This is a genomic window from Psychroserpens luteus (assembly GCF_015319355.1).
Lineage (GTDB): Bacteria > Bacteroidota > Bacteroidia > Flavobacteriales > Flavobacteriaceae > Psychroserpens > Psychroserpens luteus.
In genome coordinates this window covers 499,114-520,845 of the sequence record NZ_JADILU010000003.1, presented here as the reverse complement: position 1 = coordinate 520,845, position 21,732 = coordinate 499,114, and the positions used below count along the sequence as shown (strand labels likewise).

General features: G+C 32.6%; 23 protein-coding genes. 10 read left to right on the top strand and 13 right to left on the bottom strand.

Annotated elements, in window-relative coordinates; genetic code table 11:
- Positions 1 to 2: 2 nt before the first annotated feature.
- From IM744_RS09280 to IM744_RS09235, 10 genes are all read right to left on the bottom strand, one after another.
- Positions 3 to 221, bottom strand: coding sequence for a hypothetical protein (locus IM744_RS09280; protein ID WP_194507850.1), 219 nt, complete (start codon positions 219 to 221; stop codon positions 3 to 5).
- Between the two features lie 71 nt (positions 222 to 292).
- A complete protein-coding gene (locus tag IM744_RS09275; RefSeq protein ID WP_194507849.1) occupies positions 293 to 658 on the bottom strand; it encodes a response regulator transcription factor in 366 nt (121 codons plus the stop codon).
- Between the two features lie 16 nt (positions 659 to 674).
- A complete protein-coding gene (locus IM744_RS09270; protein ID WP_194507848.1) occupies positions 675 to 3,365 on the bottom strand; it encodes a sensor histidine kinase in 2,691 nt (896 codons plus the stop codon).
- Positions 3,358 to 3,552 carry a hypothetical protein gene (locus IM744_RS09265; RefSeq protein WP_194507847.1) on the bottom strand — a complete coding sequence of 65 codons (195 nt, stop codon included), beginning with the start codon at positions 3,550 to 3,552 and terminating at the stop codon, positions 3,358 to 3,360. The genes IM744_RS09270 and IM744_RS09265 overlap by 8 nt, the downstream gene beginning before the upstream one ends.
- Before the next feature lie 134 nt (positions 3,553 to 3,686).
- On the bottom strand, positions 3,687 to 5,453 hold the full coding sequence (locus IM744_RS09260; protein ID WP_194507846.1) for a sodium:solute symporter family protein: 1,767 nt from the start codon (positions 5,451 to 5,453) through the stop codon (positions 3,687 to 3,689).
- A 28-nt stretch (positions 5,454 to 5,481) separates the two neighbouring features.
- Positions 5,482 to 5,742 (bottom strand): DUF4212 domain-containing protein, encoded by a 261-nt coding sequence (locus tag IM744_RS09255; protein ID WP_194507845.1) that lies wholly within the window; start codon positions 5,740 to 5,742, stop codon positions 5,482 to 5,484.
- 12 nt (positions 5,743 to 5,754) lie between these two features.
- The gene (locus IM744_RS09250) at positions 5,755 to 7,002 is read right to left on the bottom strand and encodes a hypothetical protein (RefSeq protein ID WP_194507844.1); all 1,248 of its coding nucleotides are present in this window, start codon (positions 7,000 to 7,002) and stop codon (positions 5,755 to 5,757) included.
- Between the two features lie 105 nt (positions 7,003 to 7,107).
- Positions 7,108 to 7,527, bottom strand: coding sequence for a transposase-like zinc-binding domain-containing protein (locus IM744_RS09245; protein ID WP_194507843.1), 420 nt, complete (start codon positions 7,525 to 7,527; stop codon positions 7,108 to 7,110).
- 164 nt (positions 7,528 to 7,691) lie between these two features.
- Entirely contained in the window at positions 7,692 to 8,045 is a 354-nt protein-coding gene (locus IM744_RS09240; RefSeq protein WP_194507842.1) for a DUF779 domain-containing protein, read from the bottom strand.
- A 70-nt stretch (positions 8,046 to 8,115) separates the two neighbouring features.
- The gene (locus tag IM744_RS09235) at positions 8,116 to 9,615 is read right to left on the bottom strand and encodes an aldehyde dehydrogenase family protein (RefSeq protein WP_194507841.1); all 1,500 of its coding nucleotides are present in this window, start codon (positions 9,613 to 9,615) and stop codon (positions 8,116 to 8,118) included.
- A gap of 231 nt (positions 9,616 to 9,846) precedes the next feature.
- Between IM744_RS09235 and IM744_RS09230 the strand changes: the two genes are divergently transcribed.
- Positions 9,847 to 10,767, top strand: a complete 921-nt coding sequence (locus IM744_RS09230) for an AraC family transcriptional regulator (protein ID WP_194507840.1) — start codon at positions 9,847 to 9,849, stop codon at positions 10,765 to 10,767.
- Here the strand turns inward: IM744_RS09230 and IM744_RS09225 are convergent.
- Complete coding sequence (locus IM744_RS09225; protein ID WP_194507839.1) at positions 10,764 to 12,137, bottom strand: alanine/glycine:cation symporter family protein; 1,374 nt, start codon at positions 12,135 to 12,137, stop codon at positions 10,764 to 10,766. The genes IM744_RS09230 and IM744_RS09225 overlap by 4 nt on opposite strands.
- Positions 12,138 to 12,224: 87 nt before the next feature.
- Between IM744_RS09225 and IM744_RS09220 the strand changes: the two genes are divergently transcribed.
- From IM744_RS09220 to IM744_RS09205, 4 genes are read left to right on the top strand one after another with little or no spacing between them, the layout of a single operon-like run.
- Positions 12,225 to 13,313, top strand: coding sequence for a heparan-alpha-glucosaminide N-acetyltransferase domain-containing protein (locus IM744_RS09220; protein ID WP_194507838.1), 1,089 nt, complete (start codon positions 12,225 to 12,227; stop codon positions 13,311 to 13,313).
- A gap of 23 nt (positions 13,314 to 13,336) precedes the next feature.
- Positions 13,337 to 14,116, top strand: a complete 780-nt coding sequence (locus IM744_RS09215) for a HipA family kinase (RefSeq protein WP_194507837.1) — start codon at positions 13,337 to 13,339, stop codon at positions 14,114 to 14,116.
- Positions 14,106 to 14,489: a DUF3037 domain-containing protein gene (locus IM744_RS09210; RefSeq protein ID WP_194507836.1), complete on the top strand. Its 384-nt coding sequence runs from the start codon at positions 14,106 to 14,108 to the stop codon at positions 14,487 to 14,489. The genes IM744_RS09215 and IM744_RS09210 overlap by 11 nt, the downstream gene beginning before the upstream one ends.
- Before the next feature lie 25 nt (positions 14,490 to 14,514).
- Complete coding sequence (locus IM744_RS09205; RefSeq protein ID WP_194507835.1) at positions 14,515 to 14,892, top strand: nuclear transport factor 2 family protein; 378 nt, start codon at positions 14,515 to 14,517, stop codon at positions 14,890 to 14,892.
- Positions 14,893 to 14,900: 8 nt separating this feature from the next.
- On the opposite strand, the gene IM744_RS09200 is transcribed toward IM744_RS09205, so the two are convergent.
- Together IM744_RS09200 and IM744_RS09195 are read right to left on the bottom strand one after the other, a co-directional pair.
- Positions 14,901 to 15,857, bottom strand: coding sequence for a phosphoribosylaminoimidazolesuccinocarboxamide synthase (locus IM744_RS09200; RefSeq protein ID WP_194507834.1), 957 nt, complete (start codon positions 15,855 to 15,857; stop codon positions 14,901 to 14,903).
- Between the two features lie 164 nt (positions 15,858 to 16,021).
- Positions 16,022 to 16,975 carry a PhoH family protein gene (locus IM744_RS09195; protein WP_194507833.1) on the bottom strand — a complete coding sequence of 318 codons (954 nt, stop codon included), beginning with the start codon at positions 16,973 to 16,975 and terminating at the stop codon, positions 16,022 to 16,024.
- Between the two features lie 211 nt (positions 16,976 to 17,186).
- Between IM744_RS09195 and IM744_RS09190 the strand changes: the two genes are divergently transcribed.
- From IM744_RS09190 to gldG, 5 genes are all read left to right on the top strand, one after another.
- Positions 17,187 to 18,023, top strand: coding sequence for an SAM hydrolase/SAM-dependent halogenase family protein (locus IM744_RS09190; protein WP_194507832.1), 837 nt, complete (start codon positions 17,187 to 17,189; stop codon positions 18,021 to 18,023).
- A 242-nt stretch (positions 18,024 to 18,265) separates the two neighbouring features.
- Positions 18,266 to 18,562 (top strand): putative quinol monooxygenase, encoded by a 297-nt coding sequence (locus tag IM744_RS09185; RefSeq protein ID WP_194507831.1) that lies wholly within the window; start codon positions 18,266 to 18,268, stop codon positions 18,560 to 18,562.
- Between the two features lie 234 nt (positions 18,563 to 18,796).
- A complete protein-coding gene (gene gldF / locus IM744_RS09180; protein WP_194507830.1) occupies positions 18,797 to 19,525 on the top strand; it encodes a gliding motility-associated ABC transporter permease subunit GldF in 729 nt (242 codons plus the stop codon).
- Positions 19,522 to 20,016, top strand: a complete 495-nt coding sequence (locus IM744_RS09175) for a hypothetical protein (RefSeq protein ID WP_194507829.1) — start codon at positions 19,522 to 19,524, stop codon at positions 20,014 to 20,016. Before gldF ends, IM744_RS09175 begins: the two co-directional genes overlap by 4 nt.
- A complete protein-coding gene (gene gldG / locus IM744_RS09170; RefSeq protein ID WP_194507828.1) occupies positions 20,003 to 21,676 on the top strand; it encodes a gliding motility-associated ABC transporter substrate-binding protein GldG in 1,674 nt (557 codons plus the stop codon). Before IM744_RS09175 ends, gldG begins: the two co-directional genes overlap by 14 nt.
- Positions 21,677 to 21,732 lie beyond the last annotated feature (56 nt).

Here is a 21,732-nt window from a genome sequence, read left to right as displayed (position 1 = left end):
GGCTATGTTTTTTTAGAATTAAACAAGCCAAACCAATTAGGATTAAGTACTTTTAGTTTGATAAGCACCCAAATAATAACCACAAAACAAATGCCCATAACTACAGATAGCATAGGAGTTACATAAGTTTCGCTTTCGAATTTAAACCTTAAAAAAAGCGTGCTAACGATGTAGATACTAATTATAATATCTGACGCTAATGGGTTGATGCGAAATTTCATATTTTTAAACTTTAATTAAACTTAGTTTGTTTGCACACAAAACCAATTTTAAAAAAACTTAAAAAATATTTCTAAGTTACAAGTTCCAATATTTCTGAAACTATTTTTTTTACTGAAAAAGGCTTGGTTAAATACTTATCTGCTCCAAGTTTTAAACCCTTTTCAATATCTGAAGCTTTATTTTTTGCTGTTAAAAATACCACTTTGGTATCTTTTAAACTGGCTGTGTTTTTAATATGTGTTAACGTTTGATAACCATCTACGTTAGGCATCATAATATCCAACAAAACCACGTTAGGAATATGATGTTTTAATATCTCTAAAGCCTCACTTCCATCTCTTGCAATAAACACTTCAAAATCTTGTTTTTTGAAAGTGTATTCTAACGACATCACGATATTGGGTTCGTCGTCAACAATTAAAATTTTCTTCTTCATACTTTACGACAACAATTTACTTAAAAGGTATGGTAAAAACAAGTGTTGCACCATTTTTTAACCCTTTTTTAGCCCAAATTTTTCCGTAATGTTTATCTACTATTTGTTTTGTAATAGCTAAACCTAATCCACTACCTTGTGGTTTGCGTGTATTTTGATCTTGAGATTGGTAAAATTTGTCGAAAATAAAATCATGATCTTCAACTGGAATCCCTTTACCATTGTCTGTTACAGAGATTTCAACAAAGGCATTTCCTAACTTAAAATCTATTTCAATTATTCCTGTTTTAGGGCTACAAAACTTAATCGCATTGGATAGTAAATTGGTTAGTACCTGAAGTATACGATCTTCATCATAATTAGTACTAAACGCATGTAGGTTTTTATTTATGATTTTTACTTCTTTTTTTGCTGCTATTTGAGAAATACTACTAATGGCTTTAGTGATGGTTTTTTGAATGTCGTGGTATTGCATATCCAAATTTAACCGACCTGTTTCCAACTTTTCAAAATCCAGGATATTGTGAATTAATCGTCCTAAACGATCGGAATCTTGGAGTATATTTTTTAAAAATTGTGCCTTTATATCTTTTGGCATATCATCCTCTTCATCCATCAATAGCTCTGTTGCAGCGCGAATACCTGTAATTGGTGTCTTAAGCTCATGTGCAACTGTATCTAAAAATTCATCTTTTTGCTTGTCTTTACTTATTAATTCCTCATTGGCATCTTTTAGTTTAGAAGACAGTTGAGACAGCTCATTTGACTTTTCTATGAGTACTTTATTGCTGACAATGTTTTCTTTAGATTCTTCTAAAATTTTCAATACTTCAACCAAACTAATCTGTTCTTCTTTTACCACACTTGCAATTAATATTTTAGCTGAAGCTGAACCTATACTTCCTGTAAGAAGTTTTTCGGAAAAATTAATTAATCGTGCATCTGCCAATTGAGTGTCTTGTGGTAATTTATATTTAGTGAAGAATATAGTTAAAGCACGTGTGGCTCTTTTTTCACCTAAAAAACGAACAAGCACACTTTTAATATCAGACACATAAGCTTCTCCTTTCCATACCAATGCACTGTCTTGAAGGGTTGAGAAGTTTTTACTATCTACAAACATTTCGGCATAATTACGTTCTCGATAATTTCCTTTAGAAATTAATGAAAACACCAAATAAGACATCATATTAAAAGTCATACTCCAGAAAAAAGCATGAGCTGGTGGACTTAAAAAATCGATACCAAACAAAGCGTAAGGTTTTAAAGCTGAAACACCCAATAAACCATATTGTGTAAAATCGTCTGTTCCTGTATAGGCTCTTATTGTAAATGGTAATACTAACGTATAAACTGCTATTAAAAAACCAACGATTATACCTGTTATTGCTGCTTTTGAAGAACCACGATTCCAAAATAAGCCAATAAAAAACGAAGGTGCCAATTGTGCTATAATAACAAACGAAATTAAACCAATGGAATATAACGAGAGTTCTTTTGAAAACGAAACATAAAAGAAATAGGCTGAAATTATAATGGTAAAAATCGAAATGCGACGAATGCTTTTAATGTATTTAGAATTTCGCTCTGGTTGATTTTTAATGAATTTATCTAGAAAACCATAAGGAATAATCAAATTGTTACTTACCATTGTTGATAATGCCAAAGTTGACACAATAACCATAGAGATAACTGCAGAAAAACCTCCTAAAAACACTAATGTTGCTAAAAATGAATTTCCGTTTTCTAAAGGCAATAACAATGAATAATATTCAGCATTTTCAGTAGACCCAAAGGTTAATTTTCCTGCCCAAGCAATGAATATAACAAAGAGATTAAATAGTAATAAGTACAATGGAAACAACCAAATCGCCTTTTTTAAATGCTTTTCTCTATTGTTTTCTAAAACTGAAACTTGAAATTGTCTTGGCAATAAAAAAATAGCCATAAAAGATAAACCGATTAAGAACAACCAATTAAAACCGTCTTCTACTCCGCTTAGCGTGGTGAGTTCTTTAAAATTTTCGGTTATGGATATTTGATTATAAATATCTGTAGTACCATCAAACAAATAAAACGTAACATATACTCCAATTGCTAAAAAGAACACGAGTTTTAAAACCGACTCGAAAGCCACTGTAGCAATAATACCTTTATGTTTTTCAGAAGCATCTGCATTTTGGGTTCCAAAAAAGGTTGCAAAAATGGCTAATAATAAAGCGACATAAAATGTAGAATCGTCTATTACTGTTGTTGAAACATAGCTTGTATCATCAGACATGATTTCAAAAGTTTCTGAAACTGCCTTTAGTTGTAATGAGATATATGGTAGTGTTCCAAATAAGCAAACAATAGTCACTAATGCACCAAGAAACCTATTGTTTCCGTAGCGAAGAGAAATAAAATCTGCTATGGATGAAATTTTATGTTGTTTAGAAATCCTGATAATTTTTCTAAGTACAATAATCCATAAAGGTGAAGCTATGACTGGACCTAAATAAATTGGCAAAAAATTAATTCCAGAATTTGCTGCAATTCCAACACTGCCATAATATGTCCAAGCAGAACAATAGACTGCTAAAGACAACGTGTATACATAAGGGTTATTAACCCATTTACTTTGGCGTTTTTTTTCAGCAAGAAAAGCAATGTAAAATAACACTGCTAAATAGATGATAATTATGGTAACTAATGTATAATTATTCATAATGACGTTTTAATACGATATATGAAATTACTATAGACAATAACCAAATAGAAAATATGGAAAAATATAGCGTTGGAACACCAAAAACTGCACCTTCAAAATTAAAAACAAGAATGAATGGTACATTAAAAATAAGAAACAAAGCAATCGATAATACGACTAGCTTTTGTTCATGGCGTTTTTTCATTTGGTTGGTTGTTTTTCATTTCCGCGAAAGCGAAAAAATAATAACGCTACTAATATAAGAAATCAGCACTACATAAATGTAATGCTGATTTTCTAACTAATTAAATTAAAAATTATTTTTAAAATAATAACTATTTAATGATCCTGAGCTTCTCCTGCTCCTGAAGGTATTCTTATACTCTCTACCATATCTTGCACATTTTGTGGTGGTGCTGGTGTCATTCTAGAAACTACCATAGAAATCACAACATTCACAACCATTGCAATGGTACCAAATCCTTCTGGTGAAGTACCAAACCACCAATCTGCGCTTGTACCACCTCCAAACATATTTAGTTTGAATTTCATCATATAAAACAGCATCAAAACAATACCTACAACCATTCCCGAAATTGCGCCTTGACTATTCATACGTTTGTCAAATATTCCTAAAATTATGGCGGGAAAAAAGGAGGCAGCTGCGAGCCCAAAGGCGAGCGCGACGACTGCTGCCACAAACCCTGGCGGATTAATACCAAAATAACCTGCAATTAAGATGGCAACAAAAATGGCTATTCTAGCGACTTTTAATTCATCCTTATCAGAAATATTTGGTCTCAATTGCTTTTTAACTAAATCATGAGATACAGAAGTTGAGATTACTAATAATAATCCTGCTGCTGTTGATAATGCTGCTGCAAGTCCACCAGCTGCAACCAATGCAATTACCCAATTTGGTAAGTTTGCAATCTCTGGATTTGCTAATACCATAATATCTTTATCTACATATAATTCATTTTTTGCATCACTTGCATTAGAAACCATACGCTCTCCATGCGCTCCTCTTGCATCTACATAAATAGGTTTTTTACTAGATAACGCATCTCCAGCCACATATTGAATTTTACCATCACCATTTTTATCTGACCATGCAATTAAGCCTGTGTCTTCCCAGTTTTTAAACCATTCTGGAATTTCAGAATAAGGTTGGTTACTTACTGTTTCAATTAAATTTGTTCTAGAAAAAACTGCAATAGCAGGTGCTGTTGTGTATAAAATTGCAATTAATAATAGTGCAAAACCAGCAGATTTACGTGCATCTTTTACTTTAGGCACTGTAAAGAAACGTACAATCACGTGAGGTAGACCAGCAGTTCCAGTCATTAATGCTAATGTAATAGCAAAGACATCCCAAGTACTTTTTGTTCCGCTTGTATATTCGTGAAAACCAAGTTCGGTATGTAGTTTATCTAATTTATCCAGTAAAAATTCTCCGCCTTCAACAGATCCTCCCATTCCTAATTGTGGAATGATATTTCCTGTCATTTGCATAGAGATGAAAAAAGCAGGTACCATAAAAGCAAATATTAATACACAGTATTGTGCTACTTGTGTGTATGTGATTCCTTTCATACCTCCTAATAAAGCGAAGGTTAACACCACTGTCATCCCGATAATAACACCTAAATTAATATCTACCTGTAAAAATTGAGAAAATACAATTCCTACGCCACGCATTTGTCCTGCTACATAAGTAAATGATACAATTAAAGCACAAATTACTGCTACTGTTCTTGCTGTATTTGAATAGTATCGATCTCCAATAAAATCTGGAACAGTAAACTTACCAAATTTACGTAAATAAGGCGCTAGCAGTAATGCCAGAAGCACATATCCACCTGTCCAACCCATTAGATAAACAGAGCCATCATATCCTGAAAAGGAAATAAGTCCTGCCATACTAATAAATGAGGCAGCACTCATCCAATCGGCTGCTGTTGCCATACCATTTGCCCAAGGAGAAACACCTCCTCCAGCAACATAAAATTCTTTTGTTGAGCCTGCTCTAGCCCAAATTGCTATTCCAAAATATAGGGCAAATGTAATCCCTACTAATAACCAAGTCCATGTTTGAACACTCATAATTTTTTGTTTTAAGTTTAGTTAAGGATTACTCGTCGTAACCGTATTTTTTATCTAGTTTATTCATTAATCTTACGTAAACGAAAATTAGAATTACGAACACATATATAGATCCTTGTTGTGCAAACCAGAATCCTAGCTTAAAGCCACCTAGTCTAAATGCATCTAATTCTTCTCTAAATAAGATTCCGCATCCAAAGGATACGACAAACCATATCACAAGAAGTATAATTAAATACCTCAGATTTTCTTTCCAATACGCAGATGCGTTTTTTTGTTTTTCACTCATAGTTGTTAGTTTTTATAGATAAATCATAGCTTGAAGCGAAATGGTATTTGCATCTAAAGCTCCAAATTGTTCATTTTTATATTCTAAAGTTAATTTCGAATTGTGTCCGCTCATATAAGCATTTACACCAATGCCTAATGTTGATCTGTCATCACTTACTGCATCATAACTATGCGAACCATAACTTACATAAGGTTGGTATCTTGTTTTTGCTGTATCGCCTTTAAAAACGTACCCTACATGACCATAAACCATGCTACCTGTTCCGTAAGCGCTATATAAATAGTTTTTTCCGTAGTCATTACTTTGAAATACTGCATATGCAGTAATAGCACTTCCATTATCTCCAAATGGTGCATCGTAAAAAGTATCTATTGCGAATATTGAAACATCTTCACCTTCTAATTTTGGAGCTAAAGCAGTACCTGTATCTATTACCGATCCTTTTGGATGTAGGAAGAAACCTGCTCCAACATTAAATACTTTTTTTCCACCTAAATAACTGCCCACTTTGTAAGGCAGAAAGTTAGATTCTTGATCTAAGAAATTATAATCAAAATAACCAGCGTATGTTTTACCTGCATCCTTAGAACCTAGATTAGCACGTCCATTATAAACAGCATCTCCACCAGCAACAGCTGTACGACCATCTAAAGATGATACCGAAGCATCGTTGATCGCCAAACGATATTGAAGTTTATCAAATTTACCTTTTACAAAGACACCTAAGTGACGTGCAAACTGATCTGATAAACCAATAGTTGCCCAAGATTGACGGTTGTTATCTAAGGTCATCATGTTAAGCGTACTTTGATTGTTTAATCTAGAAATACCATTAAAGTAGTGTAGACCTCCACCAACTGTGTGGTCTTTACCTAAATTGTATTGTGCCCAAACATCATGAAAAAAGAGTTGAGAACCATCTCCTTTTCCTGTTGGACTTAATGTAGAACTTGTTAAACTATTTAATCCAAAGTGGGTTACGATTAAAAAGTCTTTGTTGATTTGTGCAAACATTAATATACGAGCACGACGTAAATTGAAATTTAATTTACTGTTCTCGTTTCCGTTGGCATCAAATGTGTCGTCTGTGTTATAATTCGCTTGGACTTGAGCCCAAGAAATCAATCGAAGATATTTAGAACCATCTTCGTTAAATTTAAACTTAAGTCCTCCATCATAATCTGGAGAGCCTTGAGCAATCATAAATTGAAAGGACATTAAAAAGAGTCCAGCCAATAAAAGGGTTTGTTTTCTCATTGTTTAAAGGATTAGTTAGTAATAATTGGTTTTGTGTGCACTACTAAGCTCTTAAAAACAATGTGTTAAAAGAAAACTAATATATTTTTCTGTTAATTTATTATACTAATCTTTAAAACGCTCCCACTTAATTAACATAAATTTATCTCCTAACTCAGTAACGACGACACCTGCACCTTTTATATTTTCTGCGTTACTAAAATAAACTCCTAATTCCGAAGCATTTAAAATCTTATATGTTGGATGATAATTTGAGTTATAAGGACGTTTGATATTGTATTTTTTAACCCAATTCATGATACTAACGTGGGAGATTCCTAAAATACGTTCAATCTCTCTATAAGTGAGTCCTTCTAAATACAACTGTAACGACTTATTAACGTAGTAGTCGTCTATCTTCTTCCCTATCTTATTTACTGAAAAAAAATAATTGCATTTTTTACACTTATAACGCTGTCGTTTATTGACTATTCCGCTTTTGATGTAATGGTCTGATCCACAATTAGGGCATAAATCTACAGTCATATATATTAATTTAGCATAAATATATCAATTTAGCAATATAAATTAAATCATAATGTTAAAAATTTAAACATTATCAATAAAAAAAGCTCTAAAATCAAGAATACAAATGATTATTAGAGCTTAAATTATTAAAATGAAAATACAGATAGCTATATCAATTTGTGTTAGGCATTAAAAAAAGCTTCTTCTTCTTTAGTTAATAATCTAGAATGAATTAAAAATCGAAGCCCTAAAGGAATCTCTAATGAAAAACTAGCTCCTCGACCTTCTGTAATATCAACTGTTAGGTGTGTGTGCTTCCAATATTCAAATTGATCTTGATTCATATAAAAATTAACATCATTTAATGTTCCTAAAAGCACATCACTTTCATCTAAATACATATCTCCTTTTTCAAAAACCATAGGCGCAGAACCATCGCAACATCCTCCACTTTGATGAAAAATCAAGTCGCCATGTTTTGCTTTTAGTTGCTCTAAAACTTTCGTTGCTTTTTCTGTAATTGCTATTCTTTCCATAATATAAAGTTATTAAAAAAGGCTAAATTTTAAGATAATTCAGCCTTTAGCACTATTAATCAACAAATCTCTAAAAGAAACCTAATTTGTTTTTATCATAAGAGATTAACATGTTCTTAGTTTGACGGTAATAATTAAGCATCATCACATGATTTTCTCTACCAAATCCAGATTTTTTATAACCTCCAAATGGTGCATGTGCAGGATATGCATGATAGCAATTCACCCAAACACGACCCGCTTTTATAGCTCTTGGTATTTGATATAATTGATGCGCATCTCTTGTCCAAACTCCTGCTCCTAAACCATAAAGTGTATCGTTAGCAATCTCTAAGGCTTCGGCTTCATCTTTAAATTTAGTCACACAAAGCACTGGTCCAAAAATCTCCTCTTGAAACACTCTCATTTTATTATGACCTTCTAAAATAGTTGGTTTAATATAAAATCCATTTGCCAAATTACCTTCTAGTTTATTAGCTTCTCCTCCTGTTAATACTTTTGCACCTTCTTCTTTACCAATTTTAAAATACGATTGTATTTTTTCATATTGATCGTTAGACGCTTGTGCTCCAAGCATAGTGTTAACATCGTAAGGGTTATCTTGAATTATTGCATTTGTTCTTTCAATTACACGCTTCATAAAAGCATCGTAAATATCTTCTTGTACTAATAATCTAGAAGGACACGTACATACTTCCCCTTTATTAAAAGCAAACAAAACTGCTCCTTCAATAGCTTTATCTAAATAAGCATCGTCATGATCCATGACTGAATTAAAGAAAACATTAGGTGACTTCCCTCCTAATTCCATAGTTACAGGATTAAGGTTTTTAGAAGCATATTGCATAATTAATTGACCTGTTGTCGTTTCTCCTGTGAAGGCTACTTTATCCACTTTTGCACTAGAAGCTAAAGGTTTTCCTGCTTCTGGACCAAATCCATGCACAATATTTACAACTCCCGGAGGAAACACATCTGCAATCTTCTCCATTAATAATGTTGCACTTGCAGGCGTTTGTTCCGCAGGTTTTAAAACCACACAGTTACCTGTTACTAAAGCTGGTGGTAATTTCCATGATAGCATTAATAATGGGAAATTCCATGGGATAATCTGACCAATAACACCTAACGGTTCCTTTATATTCATGGATAAGGTATTCTGGTCTAATTCTGTTGCGCTTCCTTCTTCCGAACGAATACAAGCTGCAAAATAACGCCAATGATCAACTGCTAAAGGAATATCTGCAGTTAGAGTTTCTCTAATTGGCTTTCCGTTATCACATGTTTCAACTAATGCAAACTCTTCTAAATTAGCTTCTATAATATCTGCTACTTTATTTAATAAGGTTGACCTTTCTGTTGCTGAAGTATTTCCCCAAGCTTCTTTTGCTGCGTTGGCTGCGTCTAAAGCTAATTCTACATCTTCTTTTTGAGAACGTGGATATTTTGCAATTAAACTATTATCAATTGGAGATGTGTTTTCAAAATATTGACCACCTATGGGTTCTACAAATTTTCCGTTTATAAAATTGCCATATTTCTCTTTAAATTTAGGTTTTGAATAACTCATTTGTGTATGTTTTTTTTTAAGTGATTAAACTAACTATCTACCTATAAATCAAAAACTAAAAAACCAAAGAGTGATTTATTAAATCCTTAACTTTTTATGCTCCACATTATTAAATAGATAATTTTTATAAAGGTATTTTATCAAATCCGAAATCAATTGAACATAATTATCATAATGTTGAACATATCTATTATATAATAAGTATGAGGTAATAATTTTGTAATATTGTGTATGAGTCAATTATTAAATCAACATAAAAGCCACAGAAAGCTTTCAACATTAGTTGAAAACAGAACAGTTTATAGTGCTGAATATGCTGAACTAAACATCTATGAGACTCATGCTTTTGCAGAAAAAGTAGCTTTGGTATTCGACTTTCCTATTATTGCAAGTATGCTTACCGGAAAAAAAGTGATGCATATTGATGGTATTCCTTCTTTTGATTTTTTTCCTGGAGAATCTGTAGTTATGCCAACTAATAAAGAAATGGTTATCGATTTCCCTTTAGCAACACAAAACGATCCAACACAATGCTTAGCTTTAGGAATAGACGCTACTAAAATAGAAGAAGTCGTAGAGAGTTTTAATAGAATTGTTAGCATTGAAAATGAAAACAATACTTGGGATTTAGACGCAAACACCTCTCATTTAATTAATAATACAGATGTTAATCACCTAGTAGAACGTTTAACATACACGTTTACTAACAACAGTAAATCTAAAGATGTTTTATTAGATTTAATGATACAAGAGCTTATTGTAAGATTACTACAAACCAAGGCTAAGTCTTTAATATTAGCCAATCAAGATCAAGTTTTTAATGATACAAGAATTGGTACCGTAATCAAATTCATTAAAGAGAATCTTACCAATAAAGATATTACAGTTGACCAATTAGCAAAAAAAGCTTACATGAGTACGTCTCATTTCCATAAGCAGTTTAAAAACACATTAGGCATCTCTCCTATTGATTATATTAATTCTGAAAAGATAAAATTTTCAAAAAAGTTAATTAAAGAATCTAAGGATTTTAGAATGTCTGAAATTGCTTTCAAGTCTGGGTTTAATAACACAAGTTACTTCAACAGGCAATTTAAAAAAATGGAGCTCATGACGCCTCAACAGTTTAAAACTTCCATTACCAAATTTTAGGAATTCTTCATCCTTTGCTTATATGCCTTAATCTCTTTTACAACTCTTGGAGCCATAATAATCGTTGCTAACATCGTTGGAATTGCCATAAACGCAAAAATACCATCAATAAAATTTATCATTGCTTCAAAAGGTGCTGTCGCTGCCAAAATAATACTGAGGATATAAAGGTAATTATAATAGTGCTTTTTATCTGCTCCAATGAGGAATGACGTACATTTTGTTCCGTAGTAAGCATAAGAGAATAATGACGAAATACTAAAAATGAATACACAAATCATTAGTAAATATTGTCCGTAACCAGGCATTGCATTTTGAAATGCAGATGCTGTTAACGTCACTCCATTATCTGATGTAGTCTCCCAAACACCTGTCACTAAAATAGCTAAAGCAGTTAGCGTACACACAATCAAAGTATCAATTACAGGACCTAGCATAGCAACTAATCCTTCACGTACTGGTTCATTAGTTTTTGCTGCTCCATGTGCCATTGGTGCTGTTCCAATTCCTGCTTCATTTGAGAATGCACCTCGCTTTATTCCTAAAAGAATAAGCGCACCTAACATGCCTCCAAAAACAGCATCGCCTTTTATAAAATTAGCTTCAAAAGCATCTGTAAAAATTAATAAAAAATATTTTGGAACTTCTGTATAGTTGATTCCGAGAATTATCAAAACTAGAATGAAATACAATATTACCATTGATGGTACCATCTTTGACGCAATATTACTTATTCGTTTTAATCCTCCAAGAATAACGATACTTGTGAATATCACTAAAACTGCAGCGATAATAAGGTTACTCCCTAAACTGACTTCCACACCCTTTGGGATTAAAATAATGTCATTTATCGCTTGTTTTAATTGGTTGACGTTAACGACAGGAAGTGCGCCCAACATTCCGAAGAAAGAAAACATAATAGCCAAAAACTTCCAGTTTTTCCCTAAACCTTCAGTTATAAAATACATTGGTCCACCTTGCAAATCGCCATTACTATCTTTACCTCTATACATAATTGCTAAGGTTGATGTAAAAAATTTAGTACTCATTCCTACAATAGCGCTCACCCACATCCAGAACATAGCTCCAGGACCACCAACAGAAATCGCTAAAGCCACACCTGCAATATTTCCCATACCAATAGTCGAGGACAACGCAGTAGTTAAAGCTTTAAAATGACTAATCTCTCCTAAATCATTTGGGTTATCATACTTACCACGAAGCACTTGTATGGCATGACCAAAAAACCTAAATGGCAAAAACTTTGAGACTATGAGTAAGTATAATCCTCCTCCAATAAGCAATACCAAAAGTGGAATTCCCCAAGCTAATGATGAGAATTTACTAGCAAATTCGTTTATATATTCCATAAATATTTTGTAAATAATCGTTCTAAGATATTAAACTTAACAAACATAAAAATTAAAAGTATCTTTATATTCTCAAAGTCATCATTTTTGAAAACCAACCGACTCTTTTTTATTGATGCAGTGCGTGCTTTTGCCATCTTAATGATGCTTCAAGGCCATTTTATTGACACCCTTCTCGACCCTATTTATAGAGATGAATCTAATATTATTTATCAAATTTGGTCCTACTTTAGAGGCATTACTGCACCTACATTTTTTACCATTTCTGGATTGGTGTTTTTATACCTTTTGTTGAAAGCCAAAGACAAAGGTGACGATAAACCAAGAATCAAAAAAGGGTTTTACAGAGGATTACTTTTAATAGGCATTGGCTATGCGCTTCGTGTCGATATTTTTAGCTGGCTTTATGGTGATTTCAACACTTACATTTTTGTCGTCGATGTGTTGCAATGCATTGGCTTATCACTCATCATTCTTATCGGATGTTATGTTTTACTTCGGAAACACATTAGGCTACTTTCTGCACTATTATTCATTTTAGGTTGTCTTTGCTTTTTGACAGAACCTTTATATCGCACTTTAGACTTGAGCCATATCCCTATAGTTTTCGCAAATTATATGACCAAATCAAACGGTTCTATTTTCACCATTTTACCTTGGTTTGGATTTACTGCTTTTGGCGGATTTCTAGCCACAGTTTTCTTTTCTCATGTACATAGAAATAAGTTTCGTTTGGTGACGGTTTTGAGTTTCTTTATCTTTGGAAGTATCTTGGTAGAATATTCATCTTTCATCTTAATGAAGCTTCATTATTGGACAGATATCGAGCTTTTTAAATCCTCTGCCTATTACAATTATCTCTTTACTCGCTTCGGAAATGTGCTGTTATTATTAGGCGTTTTCTATGCTGCAGAACCATTTTTAAAAGGTTCACTTATTGGAAAAATCGGACAAAAAACCTTATCCATTTATGTGATCCATTTTATAATCATTTTTGGGAGCTTTACAGGACTTGGACTCAAACATTTTTATTATCAAGACTTAAACCCAACACAAGCAATCATAGGTGCCATTGTATTTATGCTTGTGGTATGTTTTATTTCATTTTATTATGTAAAAACTAATGCCTTTATTTATAAAGGAGTTAGAAAACTTATAGACAAAAATAAAAATTAGAACTTTTTACTACTTTAGTAATTATGAATACAATTGACATTAGAACAGTAAATGTTGTACAATATTTAAACCCCTTGCGAGAAGGAGGTTCACTTCCTGCTATCGTAAAAGCAGATGATGGTTTTCTCTATGTTTTAAAATTTAGAGGCGCTGGTCAAGGAAAAAAAGCGCTCATTGCCGAACTTCTTGGTGGAGAACTAGCACGTGCCATCGGATTAAAAATCCCTGAATTAGTATTTATGAATTTAGATGATTCTTTCAGCAAGACAGAACCAGATGAGGAAATTCAAGATTTACTAAAATTTAGTGTTGGTCTTAATTTGGGGCTGCATTTTTTATCAAGTGCCATAACTTATGACCCATTAGTTTTTGAAGTAGATGCGATGACAGCTTCAAAAATAGTTTTATTAGACAGTATTATTAGTAATATAGATAGAACCGTAAAAAACACTAATCTATTATATTGGAATAAAGAATTGTGGGTGATTGATAATGGAGCTAGCTTTTATTTTCATCATAACTGGAGCACATGGGAAAATCATCTCACAAGAACATTTCCGCTTATTAAAGATCACGTACTCCTCAAAAGCGCAGCTAATTTAAAAGAAGCTTCCACTCATATTACCAACACACTAAATAAAGATAAAATAAAAGAGATCATCTCACTAATACCAGAAGATTGGTTAGAAAATGAATCTGATGCACTTTCTCCAAATGAGATTAGAGCTGCTTACGAAACGTATTTAAACGCAAAATTAAATATGATTGATGAATTAGTTAAAGAAGCTGAAGATGCAAGATAAAGTCACTTTTGAATATGCTATTATTAGGATTGTTCCTAAAGTTGAACGTGAAGAATTTTTCAATGTAGGTGTTATTCTTTTTTCTAAACGGAAAAAATTTATAGGAATCAAATATAAGATCGACCCAATAAAACTAAAAGCTTTTTCTGATGAATTAGATATCAATGATTTAAATAAATATCTTAAAGCATGGGAATTAATTTGTGATGGTTATCCAAATGGAGGAGCGATAGGTCAATTCGAATTATCAGATCGGTTTAGATGGTTAGCAGCATCTAAAAGCACCATTATTCAAAGTTCAAAAACACATCCTGGTTTATGTGATGATCCTGAAAAAGCATTAGAGACTATTTTTAATAACTATGTTTTGTAACTCAATTTAATTCTAATCACTAAATATGAATTTAGAACAAAATAAGAAAAACGCCATAGGTTTTTACAAAATGGCATATGAAGGCAATCCAAAAAAAGCAGTTGAAACTTATGTTGGTAATGAATACATACAACATAATCCAGATGTTGCAGATGGATTACAAGGTTTCATAGATTACTTTGAACGCATGCAAAAAGAATATCCAGAAAAGTCTATTGAATTTGTACGTTCTATTGCCCAAGATAATTTAGTAGCATTGCATACTCACCAAACTTGGCCAGGAAATGACCAATACATCACAATGGATTTCTTTAGATTTGATTCTAACGGAAAGATTTGTGAGCATTGGGATAGTATTCAACAGATTCCTGAGAATTCTTTGAATCCTAATACGATGTACTAAAAAATTATTTACCCCAAATATGATAAGACATTCTTTTCAATACGGTTTTGTATATCAGAAACATCAGCCTTTACAAAAGCTTCTCCCATAATTTTCTCGTAGAGCTCAATATAACGATCACTTACGGTTTTGACATATTCGTCACTCATTTCTGGGACTATTTGTCCTTCGAGACCTTGAAAATCATTAGCTATTAACCACTGTCTCACAAATTCTTTAGACAATTGTTTTTGTGGTTCGTTCTTATCTTGGCGTTCTTGATAACCTTCTGAATAAAAATAACGAGAAGAATCTGGTGTATGAATTTCATCAATAAGCACAATTTTCCCGTCTTTAGTCTTTCCGAATTCATATTTTGTATCTACCAAAATCAATCCTCTCGAAGCAGCGATTTCTGTTCCGCGTTGAAAAAGCTTGCGAGTATAATCTTCAAGGACTAAATAATCTTCTTCGGAAACGATATGCCTTTTAATGATGTCTTCTCTAGAAATATCTTCGTCATGATCTCCCATTTCTGCTTTAGTTGCAGGTGTGATTATTGGTTCAGGGAATTTATCATTCTCTTTCAAGCCTTCTGGCATTGGAACACCACAAAGTAAACGTCTACCTGCTTTATATTCTCTTGCTGCATGACCAGACATATAACCACGAATCACCATTTCAACCTTAAAAGGTTCACATATGTAACCCACAGCCACATTAGGATCTGGAATTGCTGTTAACCAATTTGGTACTAAATCTTCAGTTGCTTTCATCATGCTCGTTGCAATCTGATTCAAAATCTGACCTTTATAAGGAATACCTTTTGGCATTACGACATCAAAAGCCGATAAACGATCTGTTGCGATCATGACCAACTCTTCGTCATTAATATTATATACTGCTCTTACTTTCCCTTTATAAACACTTTTTTGGTTTGGGAAATTGAAATTTGATTCTGTTATTGTATGATCTTGATTTGCCACGAATGAACAATTTTATTTATTATTATCTAATCCCTAGCCCAGATTACTTCAGTACACCTCTACTTTTATCTGTCTTCAATGAGTGCTTCGCAATGGAGGCATTGTTGAAGCTCCTCGAAGAGAGCGACTGCCGAAAGCTGGAATAAGCTCCTAAAAATTAATCTTTACTCTCTATTCTCTATACTTTTATAAGCCTCTATGACTTTCTTCACTAATTTATGGCGAATTACGTCTTTATCATCTAGATAAATCATACCTATACCTTCTACGTTTTTCAATACGAGAAGTGCTTCTTTTAATCCGGAAATTGAACGACGAGGCAAATCTACCTGACCAGGATCTCCAGTTAATAAAAACTTGGCGCTTTTACCCATACGTGTTAAAAACATCTTCATTTGCGCATGTGTTGTGTTTTGACCTTCATCTAAAATCACAAAAGCATTATCTAAAGTTCGTCCACGCATAAATGCTAAAGGTGCTATTTGGATGGTTCCATTCTCTATAAAGCTTGCTAGTCTTTCCGCAGGAATCATATCACGAAGAGCATCATATAAAGGTTGCATATATGGATCCAATTTCTCTTTTAAATCTCCTGGTAGAAATCCTAAATTCTCACCAGCTTCAACAGCTGGACGTGTTAAAATAATTCTCTTGACTTCTTTATTTTTAAGTGCTCTAACAGCTAAAGCGACAGCAGTATAAGTTTTCCCTGTACCTGCTGGACCTATAGCAAACACCATGTCATTCTTGTTCACGCTCTCCACCAATTTACGTTGGTTTACGGTTTGAGCCTTAATGATTTTACCATTGACACCATGAATTATTGCTTGTCCACTTATTGTCGATGTGTTATAATCATCGCTACTTTGACTCGTTAAAACGCGCTCAATAACATTTTCATCTAACTTATTATATTTACCAAAATGCTTCATAAGCATCGTCATACGACGATCAAACTCATCGAGTAAATCTTCGTCTCCGTAGGCTTTAATCTTGTTTCCTCTGGCTACAATTTTAAGCTTGGGAAAGTATTTTTTGAGTAATACGATGTTGGCATTTTCAGCTCCAAAAAACTCTTTTGGAGAAATTTCTTCTAGTTCTAAAATAAGTTCGTTCAAAAGCGATGAGAATTATTAATTAATCTGTTTTGTTTTATTAGATTTGTGATGAGACTAAATGAGGCTCATTTCAACATCTATACTACCAAAAATAATTAAACTATTTTACTCTTTAGGTTACCTTAAGGTTAAAATATAATTAGTTTTTAACAGTTTTGTTTAGGATAAAAAAATGAGCAGTAATCAACTTTAAAATCCTTTTGCTTAACACATGGCAATCATCACATTAACAACCGATTTTGGTGAAAAAGATCACTTCGCTGGATCCATAAAAGGCGCTATCTATAGCGAATTACCTGATGTGAGAATTGTTGATATCTCACATTCTGTATCACCATTTAATGTGCCTGAGGCAGCTTACATCATCCAAAACGCGTATAGTAGCTTCCCAAAAGGAACGATTCACATGATTGGAATTGACTCAGAACTCAACCCAGAAAACAAACATATTGCAGTTTTATTAGACGATCACTATTTTATTTGTGCCAATAACGGAATTATGAGCATGATTTGCTCAGAAATTGCACCACAAAAAATTGTAGAGATTAATATCCATGATCGTGTAGCAACCAGTTTCCCTGTGCTAGATGTATTTGTAAACGTAGCTTGTCATATTGCTCGTGGTGGTACTTTAGAAGTCATTGGCAAAGTGATTGAGACAATTAAACCGATAAAGAATTTGATTCCGTTTGTTAGTGAAGAACGAAGTCAGATTATTGGTAGCGTCATTTATATTGATAACTACGGAAATGTGATCACTAACATCAAACGTAAATTTTTTGAAGATGTACAGAAAACTCGTGATTACGAAATTTCTGCTCGAAGCTATAAGTTTAAAAAAATCTACGAAAAATATAGTGATGCCATAAACTTTGATATCCCAGAAGAAAAACGCTACGATGAAGGCAAACGTTTAGTCGTTTTTAATTCATCAGGTTATTTGGAAATAGCAGTTTATAAAAGTGATAACGCCACAGTAGGAAGTGCATCTACTCTAATGGGATTAAAAGTTATGGATACGGTTACTGTTAATTTTGCAAAAATTTAGTTAAGAGATTTTATAATATGAATGAAAAACAAAGTTGGTCTGAAAAACCAATTACAAGCCTAATTATATCAATCATTGGACTCATATTTATAGTTTTTACATTAGTAAACCTCTTAGGTTTTATTGATAACCCAATAAAAAATACTTCAAGTATATTTGGATTAATATTAGGCTTTATTTTAATGTATCCTATCTTTAAGAAAAAACAAAAAAAGAATTAAGATTAAATTGAATACTAGAAAATGCTCGTAAGAATCGTAAAATTAAGTTTAGAACCCTCAAGAATTGAAGAATTTTTATCAAATTTTGAGTCTCAAAAAGAAAACATAAGAGCTTTTGATGGTTGTGAATTTTTAGAACTTTATCGTGACAAACACAATACCAATATCTTTTTTACGTATAGTTATTGGAAAGCAGAAGCAGATTTAGAGAATTATAGACATTCCGATTTGTTTAAAGGCATTTGGGCTAAAACCAAACCAATGTTTAATGGTAAGCCTGAGGCTTGGAGTGTGGATAAGTTAGTCAGTCTAGATTAAATTATCATGACAGAAGAAAACATAAAGAAAAGCTGGAAAAATTTGCTAATTCCTTTCTGCATAGGTTTGGTCATATTTTTTGTGTCTTTATATTTTAATCGTTTTGGAAGCAAACGTCCAACATCTCAAACTATTAGCTTATTTGGTTGTGTTCTTGGGTTAATATTTATTATTTTTCCCGGAATTAAAATGATTAAATTCAAGAATTATTTAAAACAGAATAACAAACACTAAATGTTCTCAATCCTAAAAAAAGAAATCAACACCTTTTTCGCATCACCAATTGGTTACTTGGTGATTGCTGTATTTTTATTACTTAACGGTTTATTCCTTTGGTTATTTAAAGGTGATTTCAATGTACTTGATAATGGCTTTGCAGATTTATCAACCTTCTTTTTATTAGCACCTTGGATTCTTGTTTTCTTAGTACCAGCAGTAACTATGCGAAGTTTTGCAGATGAGAAAAAACAAGGCACATTAGAATTATTGCTCACCAAACCAATTAGTCATTTAAACATTGTTTTAGGAAAATATTTAGGCTCATTTGTTTTAATTATAATTGCGCTTATTCCAACATTATTATACGTTTATACCATTTCAAAACTAGGAAATCCAGAAGGCAATCTCGATATGGGAAGTGTGATGGGCTCTTATTTTGGACTTTTATTTCTAGTTGCAGCTTATACAGCAATTGGAGTATTTGCCTCTAGCCTATCAGACAATCAAATCGTTGCTTTTATAGTCGCTGTTTTTATATGCTTCTTTTTCTACTTTGGTTTTGAAGGATTGTCAAATTACAATCTATTTGGAGATGCTTTTTATATAGAAAAATTAGGAATGGAATCCCATTTTAAAAGTATGAGTCGAGGTGTTTTAGATACCAGAGACATTATCTATTTTTTAAGTGTTACTGCCTTATTTATTGTATTGACCAAATTAAATATCAAACGCGCTAATCAATGATTATTACTATTCCGTTAGTTATTATAATGGTCATCACTTTTGTGCTGGTTTTTCTGTTTGTAAAAACAATTGACAAACGCATTTGGTTAACGTTTTTAGTCAGTTTAGTAATGACACCTTTGGTTTATTTTTATGCGGTTTATCCTATGATTAATATCTTTAGTAACTATCATCACGAAAAGTATTTTTCTTCGGAAATCTGGCAAGACAAGCCATCTCTACGCTATGAGTTATCTGGTGATATGATGTCTTCGGAAATTTTAATAGGAAAGACAAAAACTGAGGTTGAATCCCTTTTAGGAACACACGAATGGTTATCTTGGGACGACTCAAAAAAAGATCATGATCCCAACAAATGGAATTATGCATTAGGTTTAGAACCAGGTGCTTTTAATACCGAAAAAGAATGCTTAGAAATCACATTTGAGAATAATAAAGTCGTCGATTTAAGATTATATAAAGAAGAACAAAAATTGGATGCTAAAGAGTAAAAAAAATATCATCATTATAGTCATTACATTAGTTGCGCTTGTCGTTATTAATATAATATCAAGCTACGTTTATCAACGTGTTGATTTAACGCAAGACAAACGTTACACCTTATCTAATGAAGCCTTAAAAACAGTTGAGAGTGTTGATTCTCCTTTAATAATTGATGTGTTTTTAGAAGGTGAATTCCCATCAGAGTTTAGAAGACTACGTGATGAAACACAACAATTGCTTGAAGAGTTCTCTGTCTCTAACAGTCATGTAAAGTTTCAATTTATCAACCCATTGGCAGATGAAAAAACAAGAGATCAAAACATACAGCAATTAGCTCAAAGAGGCTTACAACCGTTTCAAGTCAATATTAAAGAGAACGGAAAAACATCACAAGAAGTCATTATTCCTTGGGCTTTGGCAAGTTATAATGAGCAAACGGTTATTGTCCCTTTGATAAAAAATAAAATTGGAGCTACAGATCAAGAACTAGTAAATGGTTCTATTCAAAATTTAGAATATATTTTTGCTGAAGCATTTAAAAAACTAGTCACTCCTAAACAAAAAAAGATTGCAGTTTTGAGAGGTAACGGACAATTAAAAGATGTTTACGTTGCCGATTTTCTTAAAAAAATGAGCGAACATTATTTCCTCGCTCCTTTTACTTTAGATAGTGTTTCTAGTAATCCAGAAAAGACCTTGAAAGATATTGAGAATTATGATTTAATCATATCTGCAAAACCTAGTGAGCGTTTTTCCGAAGAAGAAAAATATGTGCTCGATCAATACACAATGAATGGCGGAAAAAGTCTTTGGCTGACTGAAAGTATTATTATGGATCGAGATAGTCTCCTCAACGAATCTGGACGTGGTGTTGCAATTATGAAAGATCTTAATCTTAATGACTTCTTTTTTAAATATGGTGTTCGTGTCAATCCTGTTATTGTTAATGATTTGTACTCTGCTCCTATTACATTAGCTATTGGAGAAGGTAGCAATTCTCAATTTCAACCCTTACAATGGCCTTACTCACCTTTGGCTGCGAGTAATCCTAATCACCCAATTACAACAAATTTAGATCCTGTGAAATTTGATTTCGCGAGTCAAATAGATACTTTAAAAAATGGTGTTGATAAAACCATTTTATTGCGTAGTTCTAAGTTATCAAAACTTCAAGGCGTACCTAGAGAAATTAGTTTAGAGGTCGTTACACAAGAACCAAATCCTGAAGAATACAACCAACCAAATCAAACATTAGCTGTTTTGCTTGAAGGTCAATTTACTTCGGTATATGATAAACGCGTGAAGCCTTTTAAAATTCAAGACGATAAAACGACTAGTAAAGACACTAAAATGATTGTGATTGCAGATGGTGATGTGATCAAAAATGAAGTGATTAGAGGTCAACCGCAAGAATTAGGTTTTGAGTTTTTAACCAAACGTAAATTTGGAAATAAAGAGTTTCTTGAAAACGCAGTTAACTACCTTTTAAACGACGACGGACTTATAAACATTCGTACCAAAGAGGTGAAATTAGCCTTTTTAGATCCAGAAAAAATTGAAGAACAAAAATCAAAATGGCAAATTATCAATATCGTCTTACCTCTTGTTATTCTAGGTGTTTTTGGGTTTTTGTTTAATTTTTTCAGAAGAAAAAAGTATTCAAAATAACAGTAAAAAATCATAAAATAATTCCTTATTTTCAATAGAATAAATGTTAATAAGTT